General features: G+C 36.4%; 13 protein-coding genes. 12 read left to right on the top strand and 1 reads right to left on the bottom strand.

All coding sequences use genetic code 11. From position 1 onward, the window contains the following. Positions 1-242: 242 nt before the first annotated feature. From ACIQ2S_RS05355 to sucD, 9 genes are all read left to right on the top strand, one after another. Entirely contained in the window at positions 243-1,862 is a 1,620-nt protein-coding gene (locus ACIQ2S_RS05355; RefSeq protein ID WP_396173622.1) for an amidase, read from the top strand. 172 nt (positions 1,863-2,034) lie between these two features. Beyond that, on the top strand, positions 2,035-3,270 hold the full coding sequence (locus ACIQ2S_RS05360) for an HD domain-containing protein (protein ID WP_396173624.1): 1,236 nt from the start codon (positions 2,035-2,037) through the stop codon (positions 3,268-3,270). Positions 3,271-3,304: 34 nt separating this feature from the next. Then, positions 3,305-4,333 carry a UDP-3-O-(3-hydroxymyristoyl)glucosamine N-acyltransferase gene (gene lpxD, locus ACIQ2S_RS05365; RefSeq protein ID WP_396173627.1) on the top strand — a complete coding sequence of 343 codons (1,029 nt, stop codon included), beginning with the start codon at positions 3,305-3,307 and terminating at the stop codon, positions 4,331-4,333. Between the two features lie 10 nt (positions 4,334-4,343). Then, entirely contained in the window at positions 4,344-5,732 is a 1,389-nt protein-coding gene (locus ACIQ2S_RS05370; protein ID WP_396173629.1) for a bifunctional UDP-3-O-[3-hydroxymyristoyl] N-acetylglucosamine deacetylase/3-hydroxyacyl-ACP dehydratase, read from the top strand. A 10-nt stretch (positions 5,733-5,742) separates the two neighbouring features. Continuing rightward, the gene (gene lpxA / locus ACIQ2S_RS05375; RefSeq protein ID WP_396173631.1) at positions 5,743-6,528 is read left to right on the top strand and encodes an acyl-ACP--UDP-N-acetylglucosamine O-acyltransferase; all 786 of its coding nucleotides are present in this window, start codon (positions 5,743-5,745) and stop codon (positions 6,526-6,528) included. A 72-nt stretch (positions 6,529-6,600) separates the two neighbouring features. Then, a complete protein-coding gene (gene efp, locus ACIQ2S_RS05380; protein ID WP_396173633.1) occupies positions 6,601-7,167 on the top strand; it encodes an elongation factor P in 567 nt (188 codons plus the stop codon). Between the two features lie 46 nt (positions 7,168-7,213). Next, positions 7,214-8,143: a UDP-3-O-(3-hydroxymyristoyl)glucosamine N-acyltransferase gene (locus ACIQ2S_RS05385; protein WP_396173635.1), complete on the top strand. Its 930-nt coding sequence runs from the start codon at positions 7,214-7,216 to the stop codon at positions 8,141-8,143. After that, entirely contained in the window at positions 8,143-8,508 is a 366-nt protein-coding gene (locus tag ACIQ2S_RS05390; RefSeq protein ID WP_396173637.1) for a nuclear transport factor 2 family protein, read from the top strand. The genes ACIQ2S_RS05385 and ACIQ2S_RS05390 overlap by 1 nt, the downstream gene beginning before the upstream one ends. Positions 8,509-8,629: 121 nt before the next feature. Continuing rightward, positions 8,630-9,502, top strand: coding sequence for a succinate--CoA ligase subunit alpha (sucD, locus tag ACIQ2S_RS05395; RefSeq protein WP_396173638.1), 873 nt, complete (start codon positions 8,630-8,632; stop codon positions 9,500-9,502). 60 nt (positions 9,503-9,562) lie between these two features. Here the strand turns inward: sucD and ACIQ2S_RS05400 are convergent, their stop codons facing one another. Then, on the bottom strand, positions 9,563-10,744 hold the full coding sequence (locus ACIQ2S_RS05400) for a cytochrome-c peroxidase (protein ID WP_396173640.1): 1,182 nt from the start codon (positions 10,742-10,744) through the stop codon (positions 9,563-9,565). 261 nt (positions 10,745-11,005) lie between these two features. Here ACIQ2S_RS05400 and fabG point away from each other — a divergent pair, with 261 nt between their 5' ends. From fabG to ACIQ2S_RS05415, 3 genes are all read left to right on the top strand, one after another. Beyond that, on the top strand, positions 11,006-11,752 hold the full coding sequence (gene fabG / locus ACIQ2S_RS05405) for a 3-oxoacyl-[acyl-carrier-protein] reductase (protein ID WP_396173643.1): 747 nt from the start codon (positions 11,006-11,008) through the stop codon (positions 11,750-11,752). 336 nt (positions 11,753-12,088) lie between these two features. Then, complete coding sequence (locus ACIQ2S_RS05410; RefSeq protein WP_396173645.1) at positions 12,089-14,116, top strand: hypothetical protein; 2,028 nt, start codon at positions 12,089-12,091, stop codon at positions 14,114-14,116. Positions 14,117-14,194: 78 nt separating this feature from the next. Continuing rightward, positions 14,195-14,560 carry a thioredoxin family protein gene (locus ACIQ2S_RS05415; protein WP_396173647.1) on the top strand — a complete coding sequence of 122 codons (366 nt, stop codon included), beginning with the start codon at positions 14,195-14,197 and terminating at the stop codon, positions 14,558-14,560. The last annotated feature ends 207 nt before the right edge of the window (positions 14,561-14,767 follow it).

Here is a 14,767-nt window from a genome sequence, read left to right on the forward strand (position 1 = left end):
CAAACGCACTTTGTGATAAAGTAAGAAAGAATGCTGCCGAAAGTAAAAGATGTTTCATTTTATTTTTAATTGAATAATAAAAATATAATTTTGACAAATATAACTTTAAAATTCGATTTCCCGCTATACAAAGTGTTCATTTTTAGAACATAAAAGATTGATTTTTAACTTAATTAATTTTATTATTACTATTTTTATTGATTGTAAATTAATTATAACTTATACAACCTTTACTTATATAAATGAAAAGAAGATCCTTTTTAACAGCTACAACTTTAGCTTCTCTTGGCCTTGCAACTCTTTTTGTAGGAAGTTGTGCTGATGCAAAACAAAAAAACGCAGGTATCAATGACGAAACAGATCCATCGGACGACTTTGAACTTGACGAACAAACAATTAGTGATTTAGGTCAGAAATTAAGTGCGGGAAAGTACACTTCGGAAGAGTTGGTTAATTTATATTTAAAAAGAATTGAATCGATTGATACAAATGGAACTCAATTAAATGCAATTATCGAAATAAATCCCGAGGCTGTTTCAATTGCAAAGCAAATGGACGACGAGCGAAAAAACGGCAAGATTAGAGGTCCGCTTCACGGCATTCCCATTGTAATCAAAGACAATATTGATACTGCAGACAAAATGCAAACAACAGCGGGATCTTTGGCCATGATTGGAAATATAGCTTCGAAAGATGCGTTTATTGTAAAGAAATTGAGAGACGCGGGTGCGGTGATTATTGGTAAATCAAATTTAAGTGAATGGGCGAACTTTCGTTCTACCCAATCAAGTTCAGGATGGAGCAGCAGAGGAGGCCAAACAAAAAATCCTTATTGTTTAGATCACAATCCGTGCGGTTCGAGTTCAGGTTCGGGTGTGGCAGTAGCAGCAAATTTATGCGTGGTTGCTGTGGGAACCGAAACGGATGGTTCGATTGTTTGTCCGGCTTCGGTGAATGGAATTGTGGGAATCAAACCAACCGTTGGATTGGTTAGTCGTTCCGGAATTATTCCCATCTCAAAAACACAAGACACTGCCGGTCCGATGGCACGAACCGTAAAAGATGCTTCCATTTTATTGGGTGTTTTGACGGGTATTGACACAGCAGACCTTGTCAGCAACGAAAGTGTTGGAAAAAGTTTTTCTGATTACACCCAATTTTTAGATGCAAATGCATTAAAAGGCAAACGTATTGGAGTGGAAAGGAAACCGCAAGGTAACAATCAGTTCATTAATGCACTTTTTGAAATTGCATTGAATCAACTGAAAAAAAGCGGAGCTATTATTATACAGATTGACTACATCGACCAAATAAACGCTCTAGGCGAAGCTGAATATGAAGTTTTGCAATATGAATTCAAGGACGGACTCAACAACTATTTATCACAAGCCAATGCCAAAGTTAAATCGTTACAAGACGTGATTGATTTCAATAAAACCAATGAAAATCAAGCAATGCCTTATTTTAAGCAAGAACTGTTGGAAAGTTCCAATGCAAAACTTCCGCTAACTGATGAAAAATATTTGGATGCTTTAAATAAGAGTTTTAATGGAAGTAAAAAAGTGCTTGATACTGTTTTTCTTGATAATCAACTAGATGCTATTTGCGGAATTACTATGGGACCCGCATGTAGTATTGATATGATTTACGGAGATCGGTGGGGGTACTCTTTAACCAGTCCTGCTGCAGCTAGTGGCTATCCGCATATAACTGTCCCTGCTGGAAAAGTATATGATTTGCCCGTGGGTTTATCATTTTTTGGAACCGCATACTCAGAACCAAAACTAATAGGAATTGCCTATTCGTATGAACAAGCATCAAAAAACAGAGAAAAACCGGGCTTTAAAAAGGCTTTTTTATGATAGTAATCAAAGGCAAATTGATGTGATGGTTTTCGTGGAGTATCAAATTCTATAATTTAATAGTTTTATCTATCAAAGTTTTATTCAAACAAGTCTCACATACTTATAAAATTTTCAACTAACCCATCCAACCCCACTTTTCCTTATATTTGCTCTCCAATTGTATGCAGCAGTGAGCCAGACCAACAAACTAAAGATCTTCAACGACCCAATTTACGGGTTTATATCCATACCCAATACGCTTGTATTCGATTTAATCCAGCATCCTTTTTTTCAGCGGTTGCGACGAATTTCGCAAATGGGAATGTCGTATTTGGTTTATCCCGGTGCACATCACACCCGTTTCCATCATGCGTTGGGAGCCATGCATTTGATGCAACAAGCTGTTGAAGTATTGCGGTTTAAGGAAGTATCCATTTCAAAAGAGGAAGAAACCGCTTTGTTGGTAGCTATTTTGTTACACGACATCGGACACGGACCTTTTTCGCATGCGTTGGAACAAAGTATTGTTGAAAATGTGCACCATGAGCAATTGTCACTACTTTTAATGGAGCAATTGAATGCAGAGTTTGACGGGCAACTTTCGTTAGCTATTAAAGTTTTTAAAGGCGAATACCACCGTAAATTTATGTTGCAGTTAATCTCCAGTCAGCTCGATATGGATCGTATGGATTATTTAAAACGGGACAGTTTTTATTCTGGTGTTGCCGAAGGAAACATCAATTCCGATCGTTTGATTCAGATGTTAAACGTAGTTGATGATGAGTTGGTGATGGATGAAAAAGGTATTTATTCCATCGAAAAATTCCTCATGGCTCGCCGATTGATGTATTGGCAAGCCTATTTGCATAAAACCAGTCTGGTGGCAGAATTAATGCTGACCAAAGTATTAAAACGTGCCAAAGAATTGACGCAAATAGGAGAGGAATTACCTTGCAGTAAACCATTGCAATTTTTTCTATTGCATAAAGTTGAATTGAAGGAGTTTGATACCCACGTCCTGGCACAATTTGCGTCATTAGATGATTTTGACATTATAAGTGCATTAAAGGAGTGGCAATCGCACTCCGACTTTATTTTAAGTCAATTGAGCACCATGATAATTAACCGTGATTTATTAAAAATACATGTAAGCAATGAAAAAGTTTCTAAAGCAGCTGTACATGATTATCAATCGCAAGTGATGGATGTTTTTGCATTATCAGCTGCAGAAGCTACATATTTTGTATACAAAGGGAAAATAAAAAACCAAGCTTACAATAAAGAAGGTGAGCCGATTCGGATTTTAAAAAAGGACAAAACCATTGAAGATGTGTTAGAAACATCCGATCAGTTCAATTCAAAAGCCCTGCTGCAAATGGTCACTAAGTATTATATTTGTTTTCCGAAAGTCCTTGCGGAAAAATAACCACTATTCACGAGATTTTTATATTTTTGTCCAGATGAAATTCACAGCAGAACAAATAGCAGGGATATTAGAAGGCGAAGTCGAAGGGAATCCTCAGGCAGAAGTTTTTAAATTAGCTAAAATCGAAGAAGGGGTAGAAGGGTCGTTGACCTTTTTAGCCAACCCCAAGTATAATAATTTTATTTATACCACTCAGGCAACGATAACCATTGTTAATAGATCTTTTGAAGCGGAACAAGCATTATCTACCACACTTATTAAAGTGGAAGATGCATACAAAGCATTTTCCAAATTACTTGAATATTATAATCAAGTAAAGTTAATGAAGTCCGGAATTGAACAACCATCGTTTGTTTCTGATAATGTTACCTACGGCGACGGATTGTATTTAGGAGCTTTTTGTTATGTAGGTAAAAATGTTACTATCGGCAAAGAAGTAAAGATTTATCCCAACACGTTTATTGGAGATAATGTTACTATAGGTAACCATTGTATATTATTTGCAGGTGTTCGGATTTATTCGGAAACAGTTATTGGAAATAATTGCACCATTCACTCCGGAACTATTGTAGGTTCGGATGGTTTTGGCTTTGCTCCAAAAGAGGACGGAACGTATGATAAAGTCCCACAAATTGGAAATGTGATTATCGAAGACAACGTTGAAATAGGTTCGTGTTCAACCATCGACCGTGCAACTTTAGGCTCTACAGTTATCAGAAAAGGAGCCAAATTAGACAATCAAATACAAATTGCTCACAACGTTGAAATTGGTGAGAACACTGTGATTGCTGCTCAAACCGGAATTGCAGGTTCTACAAAAATAGGAAAAAACTGTATGATTGGCGGACAAGTAGGTATTGTGGGGCATTTAACTATTGGTGATGGTGTTCGCATACAAGCTCAATCAGGAATTGGTAAAAACCTTAAAGACGGCGACGTGGTGCAAGGTTCTCCAGCCTTTGGGTATGGCGATTTTGCTAAGTCGTACGTACACTTCAAAAACTTACCAAAGATGGTCAGCGATTTTGAAGAAGTTAAAAAATCAATTAATTCATCAAAATAAATAAATTATCATGGTTAAGCAAAAGACCATTCAGAAGGAAGTAACGCTCAAAGGCGTGGGATTGCATACCGGTCAGGAAGTTACAATGACTTTCAAACCTGCAGGCATCAATCACGGATTTACTTTTGTACGTGTTGATTTGGAAGGAAATCCAATTATAGAAGCCGATGCAAACTATGTGGTAAATACACAGCGTGGAACCAATATAGAAAAGAATGCAGTTAAAATTCAAACATCCGAACACGTGCTTGCCGCCTGTATGGGTTGTGATTTAGACAATCTGATTATCGAATTAAATGCGTCCGAGCCACCAATTATGGATGGTTCATCGAAGTATTTTGTGCAAGCAATTGAGGAAGCAGGTGTAGTAGAACAAGAAGCTGCACGCAATGTTTACGTTGTTAAAGAAGTGATTTCTTATACTGACGAGGCTACCGGAAGTGAAATAACAGTAATACCTCATGACAGTTATTGTGTGACAACCATGGTTGATTTTGGTACTAAAGTTTTAGGTACACAAAATGCTACTTTGAAAAAACTGAGCGATTTTAAAACTGAAATCGCCGATGCACGAACGTTCAGTTTTTTGCATGAACTAGAAACTTTGTTAGACAATGGTCTAATTAAAGGAGGCGATTTAAATAACGCTATCGTTTATGTGGATAAAGAGATATCTCCATCAACTATGGAAAATTTGAAAGTTGCTTTTGGAAAGGATACCATTGCAGTGAAGCCCAATGGAATTCTTGATAATTTAACGTTGCATTATCCGAATGAAGCAGCGAGACATAAATTGTTGGATGTGATAGGTGATTTGGCTTTGGTCGGAATTCGTATTCAAGGTAAAGTGATTGCCAATAAACCGGGTCATTTTGTGAACACACAGTTCGCAAAGAAATTATCTAAAATAATCAAATTAGAACAACGCAATCAAGTACCTACCTATGATTTGCATCAGGAGCCTTTGATGGACATCCATAAAATCATGGCTATGTTGCCGCACCGTCCGCCCTTTTTATTGGTCGATAAAATTTTCGAACTGTCTGATAAACACGTTGTAGGATTAAAAAATGTTACGATGAACGAACCTTTTTTTATTGGGCATTTTCCTAATGCTCCGGTAATGCCGGGTGTTCTTATCGTGGAGGCGATGGCACAAACCGGAGGGATTTTAGTGCTGAGCACTGTCCCAGATCCTGAAAATTACTTGACTTTTTTCATGAAAATTGACAATGTAAAATTTAAGCAAAAAGTTTTACCCGGAGATACTTTAATTTTTAAATGTGATTTAATAACGCCTATTCGAAGAGGTATTTGTCACATGCAAGCCCACGCGTATGCCAATGGTAAATTGGTTGCAGAAGCAGAATTGATGGCACAAATTGCCAAAAAGAACTAAAAAAGAACTTATGAATCAACCTTTAGCATATGTACATCCCGGAGCAAAAATTGCACGAAATGTAGTTATCGATCCGTTTACAACTATTCATAATAACGTAGTGATTGGTGAAGGAACATGGATTGGCTCCAATGTGACCATCATGGAAGGTGCCCGCATTGGTAAAAATTGCAATATTTTTCCTGGAGCAGTAATTTCCGCAGTTCCCCAAGATTTAAAATTTGGAGGTGAAGAATCGTTGGCAATAATTGGCGATAATTCTACAGTTAGAGAATGTGTAACTATTAACAGAGGCACCATTGCATCGGGTCAGACCAAAATTGGGAACAATTGTTTAATCATGGCCACCGCTCATATTGCTCACGATTGTCACATTGGTGATAATGCAATTATTGTAAACGGTGTAGCTTTAGCCGGACACGTAATTGTGGGGAATTATGCCATTATTGGAGGTTTGGCAGCCATTCATCAATTCATTCACATTGGCGATCATGCAATGATTTCTGGAGGTTCACTGGTTCGTAAAGATGTACCACCTTATACCAAAGCAGCAAAAGAGCCTCTTTCTTATGTGGGAATTAATTCCGTTGGTTTACGAAGAAGAGGTTTTACTACTGAGAAAATTAGAGAAATTCAAGAAATCTACCGCATACTTTATCAAAAAAATTACAACACTTCACAGGCAGTCAGTATCATTGAAGCTGAAATGATGGCTTCACCTGAACGTGATGAAATACTTCAGTTTATCCGAAATTCTTCACGTGGAATAATGAAGGGATATACGGGGGCTTATTAGGAAAGTAGGGAGTTTGGAGTAAGTAGTATATAGAGTATAGACTAAAGATTTAAAAAATATAAATAAACAATAATGGCAAGTACATCAGATATTAGAAACGGGTTATGCATCAAACACAATCATGATATATACAAAATCATTGAATTTCTTCACGTAAAACCAGGAAAAGGCCCGGCTTTCGTGCGAACAAAATTAAAAAGTTTAACCAACGGTAAAGTATTGGATAATACCTTTTCTGCCGGTCATAAAATTGATGTAGTGCGTGTTGAAACGCACACTTTTCAATTTTTATATGCTGAAGGAACCAATTATCATTTTATGAATACCGAAACATTTGAGCAAATTACTTTGAATAAAGATATTTTAGATGCTCCGGATTTATTAAAGGAAGGTACCGAAGTAATGGTCCAAATTAATACAGAAACTGACTTACCTTTGTCTGTAGATATGCCGGCTTCTATTGTTTTGGAAGTTACTTATGCCGAACCTGGAGTGAAAGGCAACACTGCAACGAATGCAACAAAGCCTGCAAAAGTTGAAACAGGAGCAAGTGTAAATGTCCCCTTGTTTATCAATGAAGGAGATAAAATTAAAATTGACACGGCAACCGGTAATTATATGGAAAGAGTCAAAGAATAGCTTCAATAATTACAATAACAATTTCAAATAACAAAGTAGAAAGTTTATGAAATTTCCGCAAACACATACACTAAAAGAAATTGCTGCAATCATTAGCTGTGACTTTGTTGGTGCCGACAATTTTCCGGTGCTTGGGATGAACGAAATTCATGTAGTTGAACCGGGAGATATTGTTTTTGTGGACCATCCTAAATACTATGATAAGGCATTGCAATCGGCTGCTACCATTGTTTTAATTAATAAAGAAGTTGAATGTCCGAAGGGAAAAGTGTTATTGATTTCTGATGATCCGTTCAGAGATTTTAATAAGTTATCCAATCATTTCCGCCCTTTTGTTCATTCAAATGTTTCCATTGCTCATTCCGCACAAATAGGTGAAGATACAGTGATTCAACCCAACTGTTTTATCGGAAATCACGTAACCATTGGCAAAAATTGTGTCATTCATTCCAATGTCTCTATTTACGACCATTGTGTGCTTGGTGATAATGTTGTAATTCATGCAGGAACAATCATTGGTGCGGATGCCTTTTATTATAAAAAACGTCCGGAAGGTTTTGACCAATTGCTTTCCTGTGGCAGAGTGGTGATTGAAAATAATGTTACTGTAGGTTCGTTATGCACTATCGACAGAGGAGTGACGGGTGATACAACCATTGGAGAGGGAACCAAAATGGACAACCAAATTCAAATCGGACACGATACTGTTATTGGCAAAAAATGTTTAATCGCTTCGCAAACAGGCATTGCAGGTTGTGTTGTTGTTGAAGATGAGGTAACTTTTTGGGGTCAAGTAGGCGTAACCAGTGGCGTTACCATTGGAGCCAAAGCTGTTTTTTTAGCAAAATGCGGTATTAGCAAATCGTTACCCGGAAATAAAGTGTATAATGGAAATCCGGCAACCGAGGCTCGTGAGTTTTTGAAACAAGCGGCCTACGTAAAAAGAATTCCTGAAATTTTAGAAAAATTAAAATAATGAATGCGAATAAAGAACTGGTTATAGATTTCTATAATTCGGACGCCTTGTACAACAGTAAAACTTTAGATGTTTTTTTACATCCGGATGCCACTTTAGACTGGAATAGTACCAAAGGTTTGATAAAGAAAGATCGCAACGGTTTGCTCCAAATAGCAGATGAATTAAAAGCGGGTTACGAAGCAATTGTGGTTCAGATTCACCAAATAATCAGTGAAGATAATTTAGTAGCAGTACATTACACTCTTTTTGGAACTACCATTGAAAATCCGAACCACATCAACAGATTGGCTTACTTTTTTGTCAACTGGGAAATCAAGGATGGCAAACTTTTTAAGGCTTATCAAATGAGTCAGTTGCCTTAAATTCAGAAATTTATATAGTAAATTAGCAAATCAATAAAAAAAACGGCAAAAAAGTTAGCGATATTTTTTTCTAAACAAGTACTTTTGCCTCACGATTTAAACAAAACTTAATTACACAAACATGAGCGTTTTAGTTAATAAGAATTCAAAAATAATAGTACAAGGTTTTACAGGCAGCGAAGGAACATTCCACGCTTCACAAATGATTGAATACGGAACCAATGTGGTAGGTGGAGTGACTCCGGGTAAAGGCGGGACAACCCACTTAGACCGTCCGGTATTTAACACTGTAAAAGATGCTGTTGAACAAGCAGGAGCTGATACAACTATTATTTTTGTACCACCGGCTTTTGCTGCAGATGCTATTATGGAAGCTGCAGATGCCGGAATTAAAGTAATTATTACTATCACCGAAGGTATTCCTGTAGCAGATATGATTAAGGCCTATTCATACATTAAAAGTAAAGACTGTCGATTAATCGGTCCAAACTGTCCGGGTGTCATCACTCCGGGTGAAGCGAAAGTAGGTATCATGCCCGGTTTTGTGTTTAAAAAAGGAACGGTTGGAATTGTTTCTAAATCGGGTACCTTAACATACGAAGCTGCCGATCAAGTAGTGAAACAAGGACTGGGAATTACAACGGCTATCGGCATTGGTGGTGATCCAATCATCGGAACAACAACAAAAGAAGCTGTTGAATTATTAATGAATGATCCTGAGACAAACTGTATCGTAATGATTGGTGAAATTGGAGGTCAATTGGAGGCAGATGCAGCACAATGGATTAAAGCGAATGGCAATCGTAAACCTGTAGTTGGATTTATCGCAGGTGAAACAGCTCCAAAAGGACGTACAATGGGTCACGCCGGTGCGATTGTTGGTGGTGCCGATGATACAGCGGAAGCTAAGAAAAGAATCATGAGAGAATGTGGTATACATGTAGTTGATTCTCCGGCTGAGATTGGTAAAAAAGTAAAAGAAGTATTGGGATAAGCAAACATCTTCAATTATAATGAAATCCTGCAGACAGCGGGATTTTTTATTTACATTTTTTTAATTGAACGGATTTGACCATTTAGCATTGGTGTAAACATCAGTTCCTGAAAGCGTTCGCAAAAAGGCGACTACCGCATTTACTTCAACTGCTGTTAAATTTAATTGTTGACCAAAACCATTACGACGTAATCTTGGGTCAAGGTTTGTATTTCCTGGAGCAATAGTAATCGTCCCGTAGTGACCAATTGCAGCTTGCAGCGTAGTAATTTCACCTGTATGCATCATAGGTCCGTTAGGTGTTCCGTCTACTTTGACTAAATCTCGTAAAGAAGGAGCTCTAGTATTTCCTATGTCAATTCCTGCACCTCCAATTGTTCCAATAATTCCATTGTTTAATGAACCTGGTGAAATGTCAAATTCGGGAGCTCTGTGACATCCTGCACATCCTAAGCCGCCACCTATTCTACTTCCGTTTGCATTAAACGTTGGAGCCGCCAAAAATAAATTTTTACCCTGATTTTCTTGTGGTGTGAAATTAGAAAATGGTTGACCCTCATTCGTCGCCAATACTCTTCCGGCATCATATTTTGAATCAAAAGATTGAATACTGCGAATGAATTGAGCTAAGGCAATTTGGATTTTATTTTCTGTAATTTCAGAGGATCCATAGGCAAAATCAAATAATTCCCGGTAATAATCTATGGCACTTAATTTTGTAATTAATCCTGAAAAAGGCAAATCACCATTGGTGCCACTAAAGCCCATTTCTCCATGATCTTTGATAGGCATTGTAGTTTGAGTTTCAAGGTTCAAAGCTCTTTCATCCCAAAAGAATTTTGTTTCAGCGGCAAAACGTGTATTTATTAATCGCATTGAATGTCTTCCGGTAGTACCGTTTACACCTTGACTGGCAATAGCCGTATCGCTAAATGCATTTTGTTGCTGATGACAACTGGCACAAGATATAGTATTGTTGGAGGATAAGTTTTTATCATAAAACAAAACCCTTCCTAAAGTTGCAACTTCATTGGTTATGCTATTTCCGTTGGTATTATCATTAACAATATAGGTTGGAATTGATTGGTTGGCATAATTGGCTAAGTTATCTAAATCAATTGTTGTCCCAAAAGTCGTTTGAACTGCTGGATACATTTCATTTTCTATGGCTATTAAATCAGAATCTTCCTGACAGGAAATAAATGATATTAAAACAAACAAGGGAAGGAGTAATCGATTCATATAAATATATTTTTTTGAATTTTTCTCTTTTGACTATTAATTACCGTAAAGGTTTAATAAAAATAGCAATTAATTGTTAATTTTTTTCAAAACATTTTTTTCGAGTGACAGAAGAACTTAAAATTCTCTAATAAATATCAATTATTGGCCATCCTCGAAAAGAGTCCATTTGAAAAGTTTAAAATGTGGTTAATTTTTTTCAAACATCATTTATTTGTATATTTGACTTTTATTATTTTGATATTAATTTATACTTGATTTATGAAATTATTAGAAGGAAAAGTAGCCATCATTACAGGAGCCAGTCGCGGAATTGGAAGTGGAATAGCTAAAGTATTTGCTCAACATGGTGCAAATGTTGCATTCACCTTCAGCTCATCTGCAGAGTCTGCTTTAATTTTAGAAAACGAATTAAATGCTTTAGGAATTAAAGCTAAAGGATATCAATCAAATGCAGCCGATTTTAATGACGCTCAGAAATTAGCTGAAGATGTCATTGCTGAATTTGGAACCATCGATGTGTTAATCAACAATGCCGGAATTACGAAAGACAACCTCTTGATGCGTATGTCGGAAGAAGACTTCGACAAAGTCATCGAAATTAACCTAAAATCGGTGTTTAACATGACCAAAGCGGTGCAGAAAATCATGTTGAAAAACAGAAAAGGATCTATTGTAAATATGAGTTCAGTAGTAGGTGTTAAAGGAAATGCAGGTCAGGCAAATTATGCGGCTTCCAAAGCTGGTATGATTGGTTTTACCAAATCCATTGCCTTAGAATTGGGTTCACGAAACATTCGTTGCAATGCCATTGCTCCCGGTTTCATTGAAACAGAAATGACCGGGAAATTAAACGAAGATGTGGTGCAAGGCTGGAGAGATTCTATTCCGTTGAAACGCGGTGGAACTCCTGAGGACGTAGCCAACGCTTGTTTGTTTTTGGCATCTGATTTGAGTGCATATGTAACCGGACAAGTGATGAATGTGGATGGAGGAATGCTGACGTAGGGAGTTTTCAGTCGCAGTCGCAGTTTGCATACACAATTTGTCATTTCGCAAGATGATGAAGTCCAAACAGACCCGAGCGTTAGGTAACTGTCGATGCAAATCAATTGTGGAGCAGGCCAAACAACAAACAACCTAAATAGAAAACAGATAAGAAGCTATTCCCGCTTTCCATTCCAAGCTTGTTTGCTCAGGCTGTTTTTTTCAAAGCTGCTCCAAGAGCTTCCGTTGGTCGCTTTGGTTCAGCATAAAAAAAATCAACCTGAGCTGCACAAGGCTTTCCATTACAATCGCGGCTAAAGCGTGCCAAGAAGAGAATCAATTATAAAATAAAAAAAAATGACTACCAACGCCGTTCTTTTACTTTTACTTTCAGTATTATTAGCCGGAGGAGTATCATTTTTTCAGTATTTCTACAAAACCAAAAACCAATCGAAAATAAATTGGTTGCTGGCTTTTTTACGTTTCTTTTCAATTTTTGGACTCCTACTGTTACTTTTAAATCCTAGAATTTCCAGTAAGAGTTATGAAACCATCAAACCTCCATTGCCTATTATAGTTGACAATTCGTCATCGGTAAACGATTTGGGTGCGACTTCAAAAGCTCAGGAAGTGTATCAAAAATTGATTGCATCCAAAGCTTTGCAACAAAAGTATGCTGTCCAATCCTATGGGTTTTCATCCGAAATGGAATCGATGGAGCAATTTGATTTTAAAGGTTCGCAGACAAAACTGTTTGAAGTAGGTAAAAATCTGAAGAGTATTTACAAAAGCAGTTTATTTCCAACCGTTATTATAACTGATGGAAATCAAACCATTGGGAATGATTATGTATATTCATTTGACAGTTCCAATGCTGTTTATCCAATTGTTTTAGGTGATACTGCAACAGTGATGGACTTAAAAATCAGTCAACTGAATGTCAACAAATATGCTTTTTTAAAGAATAAATTTCCGGTGGAGGTTTTTCTGTCGTATTCGGGAACCAAAGCATTGACTACTAAGTTTAGTATCAGTAAAGGAAATTCAATTCTCACTTCGCAAAATGTTACTTTTTCACCTAACCAGCGTTCGCAAAGACTCAACGTTATATTGCCGGCGGAATCAGTGGGTGTACAAGTTTATCAAGTGAAAATTATTTCTGCTATGACAGAGAAAAACACCTATAACAATACCAAAAATTTTGCCATTGAGGTGATTGATCAAAAATCAGAAATTGCGTTGGTTACTTCTTTCAATCACCCTGATGTGGGAATGTTGAAACGTTCTTTGGAGGGTAATCTTCAGCGAAAAGTAACCGTTATTAAACCCAGTCAAATCAATTCTTTACAGGATTTTAATGTGTTGATTTTGTACCAACCCACAAATGAATTCAAGTCGGTTTTTGACAAAAATAAAAGTGCCAATTTAAACACCTTAGTCATTACCGGAACGCAAACAGATTTTGCATTTTTAAACCAACAGCAATCGGTTTTTGAATTCAAAATGAGTAGCGAGCGAGAAGATTATATGGCCGATTTTCAGTCGACCTTCAATCTTTTTGCGACCGAAAATATCGATTTTGAAAATTTACCACCTTTGCAACATTCTTTTGGTACGATTTCAACCAAAAAACAAGTGGAAGTATTGTTAAAGGCACGAATCAGAAATGTTCCATTAGATCAACCCTTGCTAGCTTTCTCAGAAAATCAAGGTTCTAGAACCGCTTTTTTAATAGGTGAAAACCTTTGGAAATGGCGTTTAAAAAGTCATAGTGATACCCAAAGTTTTGAAAAATTTGATGTTTTTTTGGATAAAACCATTCAGTTTTTAGCTTCCTCTAATACTCGAAAAAATTTAGTTGTCACGCATGAGAATTTCTATAATTCAGGAGATGCCATTGAAATCAGTGCCCAATATTTTAATAAAAATTATGAGTTTGATGAAAAAGCACGTCTGACTATTACAGCAGTAAATAAAAACACCAAGCAAACAAAAAGGTATGATTTGTTGAAATCGGCCAATAGTTACAAAGTCAATTTAGACGGATTAGAGGCAGGAGCCTACAGCTTTACTGTGAAAGAACTAACTTCCAATGCTTCGTATTCCGGACAATTTGATGTGTTAGATTTTGACATTGAAAAACAATTTGTCAATCCTGATGTAATGCGACTCATGCAATTGACTACTCAAACCAAAGGTCAGTTGTACCTTCCCAATCAAGTGGATGACTTGATACAATCATTGCTTTCCAATGAAAATTATAAAACCATTGAAAAGGAAACCGTGAAAAAAACACCTACTATCGAATGGATTTGGTTATTGGTTTTGATTGCATTGTCTTTAGCGGCTGAATGGTTTATTCGCAAGTACAATGGATTGTTGTAACTTAAGATTCGCTTAATTAATTTTAATCATTCAAAATCTTACTCTCTTTTCCGTTAATTTTACATAAAAATTTATCGGATGAAAAAAGTTTTGTTTCTTTTGTTCCTTTTCAGCAATACGATTTTATTGGCACAAAATTGGCAAACTAGTTTTGAGGAGGCAAAATCCAAAGCCATTAAAGAAAATAAAAATATAGTATTGGTTTTTTCCGGTTCTGATTGGTTTGCTCCTTGTATGAAATTTGAAAAAAATGTGTTTAATTCTAATGTTTTCCAAACTGAGGCTGAAAAAAATTGGGTAATTTACAAAGCTGATTTTCCTGAGAAAAAAGCAAATCAATTAAATCCGGAACTTACCGAACAAAACAAAAAATTAGCTGAAAAATATAATCAAAACGGAAGTTTTCCATTAGTTCTTTTATTAGATAAAAATGGAAAAGCGTGAGGAATGACCGGCTTTAAAAATGTTTCAGCGGAAGAATATGTCAATTTAATTAAGTCGTTTCAAAAATAATGACTGTTTTCAATAGATGTTTTACGGATATTTCATTTTTATGTTCTTTTGATTATGATTTGTTTGTCAATAAAATTCTAATAGCATGAAACATTTTTCATTAGTATTTATTTTTTTAAACGTCATTTTGATGCAAGG

It is taken from the genome of Flavobacterium sp. (assembly GCF_044371705.1).
Classification (GTDB): Bacteria; Bacteroidota; Bacteroidia; order Flavobacteriales; family Flavobacteriaceae; genus Flavobacterium.

Bases quoted from the DNA above. Each gene is read 5' to 3' on its own strand.
- ACIQ2S_RS05355 (WP_396173622.1), top strand. From the start codon at position 243: ATGAAAAGAAGATCCTTTTTAACAGCTACAACTTTAGCTTCTCTTGGC.
- lpxD (WP_396173627.1), top strand. From the start codon at position 3,305: ATGAAATTCACAGCAGAACAAATAGCAGGGATATTAGAAGGCGAAGTC.
- ACIQ2S_RS05370 (WP_396173629.1), top strand. From the start codon at position 4,344: ATGGTTAAGCAAAAGACCATTCAGAAGGAAGTAACGCTCAAAGGCGTG.
- lpxA (WP_396173631.1), top strand. From the start codon at position 5,743: ATGAATCAACCTTTAGCATATGTACATCCCGGAGCAAAAATTGCACGA.
- efp (WP_396173633.1), top strand. From the start codon at position 6,601: ATGGCAAGTACATCAGATATTAGAAACGGGTTATGCATCAAACACAAT.
- ACIQ2S_RS05385 (WP_396173635.1), top strand. From the start codon at position 7,214: ATGAAATTTCCGCAAACACATACACTAAAAGAAATTGCTGCAATCATT.
- ACIQ2S_RS05390 (WP_396173637.1), top strand. From the start codon at position 8,143: ATGAATGCGAATAAAGAACTGGTTATAGATTTCTATAATTCGGACGCC.
- sucD (WP_396173638.1), top strand. From the start codon at position 8,630: ATGAGCGTTTTAGTTAATAAGAATTCAAAAATAATAGTACAAGGTTTT.
- ACIQ2S_RS05400 (WP_396173640.1), bottom strand. From the start codon at position 10,744: ATGAATCGATTACTCCTTCCCTTGTTTGTTTTAATATCATTTATTTCC.
- fabG (WP_396173643.1), top strand. From the start codon at position 11,006: ATGAAATTATTAGAAGGAAAAGTAGCCATCATTACAGGAGCCAGTCGC.
- ACIQ2S_RS05410 (WP_396173645.1), top strand. From the start codon at position 12,089: ATGACTACCAACGCCGTTCTTTTACTTTTACTTTCAGTATTATTAGCC.
- ACIQ2S_RS05415 (WP_396173647.1), top strand. From the start codon at position 14,195: ATGAAAAAAGTTTTGTTTCTTTTGTTCCTTTTCAGCAATACGATTTTA.